At 35.5% G+C, this 7,395-nt stretch carries 6 protein-coding genes and 2 pseudogenes; all 8 read left to right on the top strand.

The genetic code is table 11. The annotated features are described in order from the left end of the window. A pseudogene (locus tag A194_RS19610) lies at positions 1-134 on the top strand (flagellar type III secretion system pore protein FliP); the annotation flags it as partial. 21 nt (positions 135-155) lie between these two features. Continuing rightward, positions 156-425 (top strand): flagellar biosynthesis protein FliQ, encoded by a 270-nt coding sequence (fliQ, locus tag A194_RS0102415; protein WP_017185294.1) that lies wholly within the window; start codon positions 156-158, stop codon positions 423-425. Between the two features lies 1 nt (position 426). Further along, positions 427-1,206: a flagellar biosynthetic protein FliR gene (gene fliR, locus A194_RS0102410; protein WP_017185293.1), complete on the top strand. Its 780-nt coding sequence runs from the start codon at positions 427-429 to the stop codon at positions 1,204-1,206. 1 nt (position 1,207) lies between these two features. After that, positions 1,208-2,293: pseudogene (gene flhB, locus A194_RS16985) on the top strand (flagellar biosynthesis protein FlhB). A gap of 18 nt (positions 2,294-2,311) precedes the next feature. Further along, positions 2,312-4,345: a flagellar biosynthesis protein FlhA gene (flhA, locus tag A194_RS0102400; protein ID WP_017185290.1), complete on the top strand. Its 2,034-nt coding sequence runs from the start codon at positions 2,312-2,314 to the stop codon at positions 4,343-4,345. After that, positions 4,345-5,472 (top strand): flagellar biosynthesis GTPase FlhF, encoded by a 1,128-nt coding sequence (flhF, locus tag A194_RS0102395; protein WP_017185289.1) that lies wholly within the window; start codon positions 4,345-4,347, stop codon positions 5,470-5,472. Before flhA ends, flhF begins: the two co-directional genes overlap by 1 nt. Next, entirely contained in the window at positions 5,472-6,338 is an 867-nt protein-coding gene (locus A194_RS0102390) for a MinD/ParA family protein (protein ID WP_017185288.1), read from the top strand. Before flhF ends, A194_RS0102390 begins: the two co-directional genes overlap by 1 nt. Position 6,339: 1 nt before the next feature. After that, a complete protein-coding gene (locus tag A194_RS0102385; RefSeq protein ID WP_017185287.1) occupies positions 6,340-7,392 on the top strand; it encodes a protein-glutamate methylesterase/protein-glutamine glutaminase in 1,053 nt (350 codons plus the stop codon). Positions 7,393-7,395: the final 3 nt, after the last annotated feature.

Raw genomic sequence — 7,395 nt, 5'->3', positions numbered from 1 at the left:
CGAGTGTCTTAATGTCAATGGGGATGATGATGTTACCGCCTGTCATGATTTCATTGCCATTTAAAGTATTATTATTTGTCATTGTAGATGGCTGGTATTTAATCACGCATTCAATATTAGAAAGTTATATATAGCGATAGGAAGAAGGAATAAGTATGACCCCAGACATGGTCGTGTCACTTGCTGAACGTGGCATCTACACTATTTTAATAGTTGTTGGTCCTCTATTATTAATTGCTTTATTCGTCGGACTAACGGTCGCCATTTTTCAGGCAACGACACAAATCCAAGAACAAACGTTAGCATTTATCCCAAAAATTGTTGCAGTCTTTGTTGGAATAGTTATTTTAGGGCCATGGATGTTGCAAAGAATGATTGAATTTACTGTAAGTATCTTTAATAACATCTCACAAGTAGTTGGTTAACATGCTAGAATTATTAGATTTCACAAGATTACCGGCTTTCTTCCTAGTTTTAGCTAGACTCGGTGGCTTTTTCTTTTTAGTTCCTTTATTCTCATATCATACGATTCCAATGATGCATCGAATTGGTCTTGTGTTCGCTTTATCTTGGATCATGTACTTATCGCTAGATGTTCCTGCTATGCTTTTTGATGGTCAATATGTATTACTATTACTTAAAGAAGTTACAGTAGGAATATTAATCGCATTAATAGCCTATATCATTTTAGCTGGTGTGCAAATTGCTGGTGGTTTTATCGATTTTCAAATGGGGTTTGCAATTGCGAACGTCGTTGATCCACAAACAGGAATTCAAAGTCCGATTATTGGTCAGTACTATTATATTTTCGCATTACTATTACTCGTAGCTACTAATGCGCATCATTTACTCATTGATGGTATTTTTTATAGTTATCAATTTATTGGGTTCCAAGAAATGATTCCAATACATAGTGAAGCATTCCCTGAATTTATTATTATGACAGTATCAGGTATGTTTTTAATTGCTTTTCAAATGGCGATTCCGATAGTTGGTACATTATTTTTAGTAGATGTTGCGCTAGGTATGATTGCTAGAACCGTTCCACAAATGAATGTATTCGTCGTAGGGCTACCACTTAAAATATTTGTAAGTTTTGTCGTAATACTAATATCGTTTAGCTTTTTCGGCTTACTCATTAATGAATTATTTAATTACATGTTCCAGACGATGCGACAGCTTCTGGAGATTATGGGAGGGGCGTAATGTGAAACAATTACGCTTAAATCTACAATACTTCAACCAAGAAAAGACAGAGAAAGCAACCCCAAAAAAGAAGCAAGACTCTCGTAAAAAAGGTCAAGTTGCAAAAAGCCAAGATGTCAATACTTCTATATTGTTGTTTTGTGTTTTTGTATTTCTATTAGTCTATGGATCCTTTATGCAGAAACGTTAACGGGGGTTTATACGCATAGTTTTACTGAATTTATTCATTGGGAACTTACTCCGGCTAATGTTGAACAAGTGTTTTTTCAATCAACAGTAGAAGGGGTTAAAGTAGTTTTGCCAGTAATGGCTGTGGCTATTATTGGTGCGCTCATAGCGAACTATATGCAAATTGGCTTCTTATTCACTGGTGAACCGCTGAAATTTGACTTGAAAAAGATTGACCCTTTAAAAGGTATTAAAAGAATATTCTCAGCTAGAGCCTTAGTTGAATTTTTGAAATCTTTACTAAAAATTTCTTCAGTTGGCTCGGTTTGTTTTACAATCATATGGCTCAATAAAGATGAACTCATGATGCTATCACAAAAATCAATAGGTGAAGCAATTTCTTTTTTCGGACAGTTAACAATTATTATCGGTGTCGGTGCAGCGCTTATGCTCATGATCGTTGCGGTCATAGATTACTTATACCAAAAATATGATCATGAAGAAAAATATAAAAATGTCAAAACAAGATGTTAAAGATGAGAATAAAAACATCGAAGGTGATCCGTTAATTAAATCGCGAATTAAAGAAAGACAACGTCAAATGGCACAACAACGTATGATGAGTGAAGTACCTACAGCAGACGTTGTCATTACAAATCCAACGCACTACTCTATAGCATTGAAGTACGACGAGGACAAAGCAGATGCACCTTTTGTTGTTGCGATGGGTGTTGATTACGTCGCATTAAAAATTAGAGAGGTTGCAAAGGCGAATGATGTTGTGCGAGTTGAAAACCGCAAACTTGCAAGAGGGCTGTATTATGCCACGGAGATCGGAGACACAATTCCGGAAGATTTCTTCCAACAAGTAGCTGAGGTATTAGCTTATGTTTACAAACTGGAAAAAAGAGCGAAGTAATGGAGAGGGTTTTTAGAAATGTCAGCAAGAGATTTATCGGTATTATTAGGTGTTATTTTAATTATTATTATGTTGGTCATCCCATTACCAGGATGGCTTTTAAGTATATTGATTTTGACGAATATTTCTTTAGCTTTAATCGTGATTCTCGTCACAATGAACACACAGGAAGCATTAGATTTTGCAATTTTTCCTTCATTACTTTTACTCTTAACGTTATTCCGTCTAGGTTTAAACGTATCGACGACGAGAAGTATTTTATCAGAAGCTGACGCTGGTAATGTCGTTGATACATTCGGAGAGTTTGTAACAGGAGGTAACCCTTTTGTCGGTTTCGTTATTTTCTTAATTTTAGTTATTATACAGTTTATTGTCATTACAAAAGGTGCCGAACGTGTGTCAGAAGTAGCAGCACGTTTTACTCTCGATGCTATGCCAGGTAAACAAATGAGTATCGATGCCGACTTAAATGCAGGCATGATCACGGAACAGCAAGCAAAAGAACGTCGTGAAAAGATAGAAAATGAAGCAGACTTTTACGGAGCGATGGATGGTGCAAGTAAATTCGTAAAAGGTGATGCAATCGCAGGTATTGTGATTGTCTTAGTTAATATCATTTTTGGTTTTATTATTGGAATGACACAATGGGGCTTATCAGCAACTGAGACCGTTAATGTGTTTTTGCGATTAACGGTCGGTGACGGTCTTGTATCTCAAATCCCTGCACTTCTGATCGCTACGGCAACAGGTATTATTGTTACACGTGTAGCAGCTGAAGGTAACTTATCACATGATGTAACAGGTCAGTTATTCCGCTATCCTAAATTATTATATGTTGCGGCAGGTACGATTTTTTTACTTGGATTTACACCTATACATTTCATGTTAACGACTTCAATTGCAACATTACTAGCAGTAGGTGGCTTTTATCTGGAGCGTTCTCATCAAAAACAACAAGACTATGAAGATGAAGAAACAGACCAACTAACAGAAGAAAAAGAAGTTGCAACGCCTGATAATGTCGTAGAATTACTTAATATGGACCCTATTGAATTCGAATTTGGCTATGCACTGATCCCAATAGCTGACGCTAACCAAGGTGGCGATTTGTTAGATCGAGTCGTCATGATTAGAAGACAAATTGCATTAGAACTCGGCATTGTAATCCCTGTAGTTCGTATACGGGATAATATTCAACTAAACCCAAATGAATACCAGTTAAAAATAAAAGGCAATGAAGTGGCAAAAGGTGAACTATACTTGAATCATTATTTAGCGATGAGCCCTGGTATGGATGATGAAACAATTGAAGGGATTGACACAGTTGAGCCAGCATTTGGCTTACCTGCTAAATGGATTAGTGAGGATATGAAGGATGAAGCTGAGTTATCAGGTTATACGATTGTAGACCCACCATCAGTTGTATCTACTCACATAACAGAAGTGATCAAAAGGTATGCCAGTCAATTATTAGGACGTGAAGAGACACAACAATTAATTGATCATTTAAAACAAAGCTATCCAACATTAGTAGACGAAGTGACACCAGAACCATTATCAGTTGGTGAAATACAAAAAGTATTATCTAAGCTATTAGAAGAGCAAGTCTCTATTCGAAACCTACCAATTATTTTCGAAACTTTAGCAGACTATGGCAAGATGACGAATGATACTGATTTGTTAGCGGAATATTGTAGACAATCTCTATCAGTTCAAATTACAAAAATGTTTGCAGCAGATGATTATAAAATGAAAGTTATTACACTCTCTCCTCAAGTAGAGAAGAAGATCGCAGAGCATATACAACAAACAGAACATGGAAGTTTTATATCGATGGACCCTGAAACACAACAGAAAGTAATTGAAACGATCCACCAACAAGCAAGCCAGGCTTTTATCGATAATTCTACTCCAATTTTATTATGTTCTCCTGCGATTAGAAGGTATGTTAAACAAATGATTGGTCGCTATTTAACAGATGTTGTAGTACTATCCTACAACGAACTAGAACCAGACTTAGAGGTTGAAAGCGCCGGGGTGGTGAATATCTAATGAAAGTTAAAAAGTATACAGCTCCTACTATGCCGGAAGTTATGAAGAAGGTAAGAAAAGAACTAGGAAATCAAGCTGTTATATTGAACACTAGAGAGAAACGAAGTAAAGGTTTCTTAGGCTTTTTGAAAAAGAAAAATATAGAAGTTGTTGCTGCAGTTGATCCTAACCCGATTTATAATAAACAAACTACACAAACAAAAGGAGAAATTAGTTTATATCAAGAACCACATACACGAACTGAAAATACAACGAAGTCCAAAGAATATGATTCAGATCTACTTGAAGAAATTCGTGATCTAAAGGAACAGTTAACATTAAAGCAAGAAACTAAAACTCAATATCCAAAAGTGATAGAAGAAGTGAATAATTATTTGCAAGGGCAAGGTGTTTCTCAATCGGTAATAGACGAATTAATTGATCCTTTATTAGCTGAGTATTATTCAAATGGACAACAAGGCGATACGACTATTTATTATGAATTATTACAAAAACAAATTACAACTAAAATGGAAGCTGCTGCGACACAATCAAATAGTTCGGCTAAGAGAATATTTCTCTTCGGACCAACTGGAGTAGGCAAAACAACAACTTTAGCTAAGTTAGCGGCTGATGCATCCATTAATCAAAATAAGGACGTTGCTTTAATTACTTTAGATACGTACCGAATCGCAGCTGTTGAACAATTAAAAACTTATGCAAAAATTTTAAACTTACCTGTTGAAGTTGCCTATAATAAAGAAGATTTTGAACAAGCCAAAGAGAACTTTAGTCATAAGGACTTAATATTTGTGGATACAGCGGGACGTAACTTTCGAAATAGCGAGTTCATTGAGCAAATTGATGAACTAATCGATTTTAATGATGAAGATGAGTTGTACTGTGTTTTGTCTTTAACATCAAAAGAACAAGATATGATCGATATTTATAACAACTTTAAAGAATTACCTATTAATCAAGTAATTTTCACTAAAGTTGATGAAACTAATCATTATGGACCTATTTTAAATTTATGGGATCGTTATAAGTTTAAGGTTCGCTATATAACGACTGGTCAAGATGTCCCAGATGACATTGAAAAAGCATCACCTAATAGAATCGCTCAGTTGATAGTAGGTGAACAATAATGAATAGAGATCAAGCGCACGACCTTCGAATGAGAATGAAACAACAGACTGTAGAGCACGCCCACACAATTGCAGTTTTTAGTGGGAAAGGTGGAGTTGGAAAATCTAACTTCGCCTTAAATTTTAGCATTGCGTTAGGAAAACAAGGGAAGAGAGTGTTAATTTTTGATTTAGATATAGGGATGGGGAATATTGATATTTTATTAGGATTACAACCTAAGTACAGTTTATCGACAATGTTAGAGAAAAATTTGCAAATTTCTGATATTATAGAAGAAGGAACTCATGGTATATCATATATAGCTGGCGGAACAGGATTGAGTGACTTTTTTCATTTAGATCAAACTAAATATGATTATTTCATCCAACAACTTCAAATTGTTGCTTCAACATATGACTATATCATTTTTGACCTTGGAGCTGGTATGTCAGAAGAGCATTTAGCTTTTATTCAAGCAGCAGATGAAAGTATTGTTGTGACAACAACGGAGCCAACATCAATAACTGATGCTTATGCTGCTATGAAACGCTTAATTGTTCATAGTAATAGAGACTATATTAAAATATCTTTATTAGTCAATCGAGCGCAAAGTGAACAAGAAGCACAAATAGCTTTTACTAAGTTGGAATCGGTTGTAACAAAATTTCTATATTATAAGTTGAATTTCATAGGCTTTATTCTCGATGACCGACTTGTAGTCGAAGCTGTTAAGAAGCAAATTCCGTACTACATATTTAATGAAAGAGGTAAAGCTAAGAAATCATTAGATCATGTAATCACCAACTATACAAACGAACCTGCACCCAAAAACACCCGCCAGTTTATTAATCGCGTAAGGTCTATGTTTACAAGAAAGGTAGATTAACATGAAGAAATTTAAAGTTTTAGTCATCGATGATTCTGCCTTTATGCGGAAAGTTATATCGGACATTATTAATCAAGACAACCATTTAGAAGTAATTGGGACGGCCCGTAATGGTGAAGATGGATTAACAAAAGTTAAACAACTTAAACCAGATGTCATTACGTTAGATATCGAAATGCCAGTTATGGACGGTCTGACAGCCTTGAAATTAATTATGGAGGAACACGCAACGCCCGTCATTATGTTATCTAGTCTAACTTATGAAGGGGCTAATAGTACGATTACAGCGTTACAACATGGCGCAATCGATTTTATTAATAAAACATCAGGCCCGATTTCTTTAGACTTGAATAAAGTCAGTGAAGAAATTTGTTCAAAAGTTAAACAAGCTGCAACTGCTAACATTGTACAGTCAGATGCACAAGTAAAAGATAAAGACATTCATACAGAAATCACACCACAACAATTTAAACATAATGACACGATCATAGCGATCGGTGTTTCAACTGGTGGACCAAAAGCGTTACAACAAGTTTTGTCAAAGGTGCCAAAGCGATTTAATGGAACTATTGTAATCGTTCAACATATGCCGGCGAAGTTCACAAAGTCATTGGCTGAAAGGTTAGACCGATTAGCTGAAATAAATGTAAAAGAAGTCGAAAACGGAGAACTGTTAAAGACAGGTCACGCTTATATTGCACCAGGCGATTTTCATTTACAAATAAAGCCAGTTGGTCGTTCTTTAGCAGCAGTTGTTGAGCAAACTGAACCTGTTAAAGGTCATCGTCCGTCAGTTAATCACTTATTTGAATCCATTGCAGATTTATCACAGTTTAATAAAGTTGCTGTTGTTTTAACTGGTATGGGGAGTGATGGAACTGAAGGAGCAAAATTATTAAGAGAGAGAGACCCATCTACATATGTAATTGCAGAATCACAACAAACCGCGGTCATTTACGGTATGCCTAAATCTCTCGTAGAAGAAGTTAATCCAAATATAATTAGGCCAGTCAATCTTATTGCAGATGCATTAATTGAAGTGGTTGAACGCTAAGGA

Source organism: Alkalibacillus haloalkaliphilus C5 (genome assembly GCF_000269905.1).
Taxonomy (GTDB): domain Bacteria; phylum Bacillota; class Bacilli; order Bacillales; family Alkalibacillaceae; genus Alkalibacillus; species Alkalibacillus haloalkaliphilus_A.
Note: the sequence above shows the minus strand (reverse complement) of the source record. Positions and strands in the feature narration are given on the sequence as shown.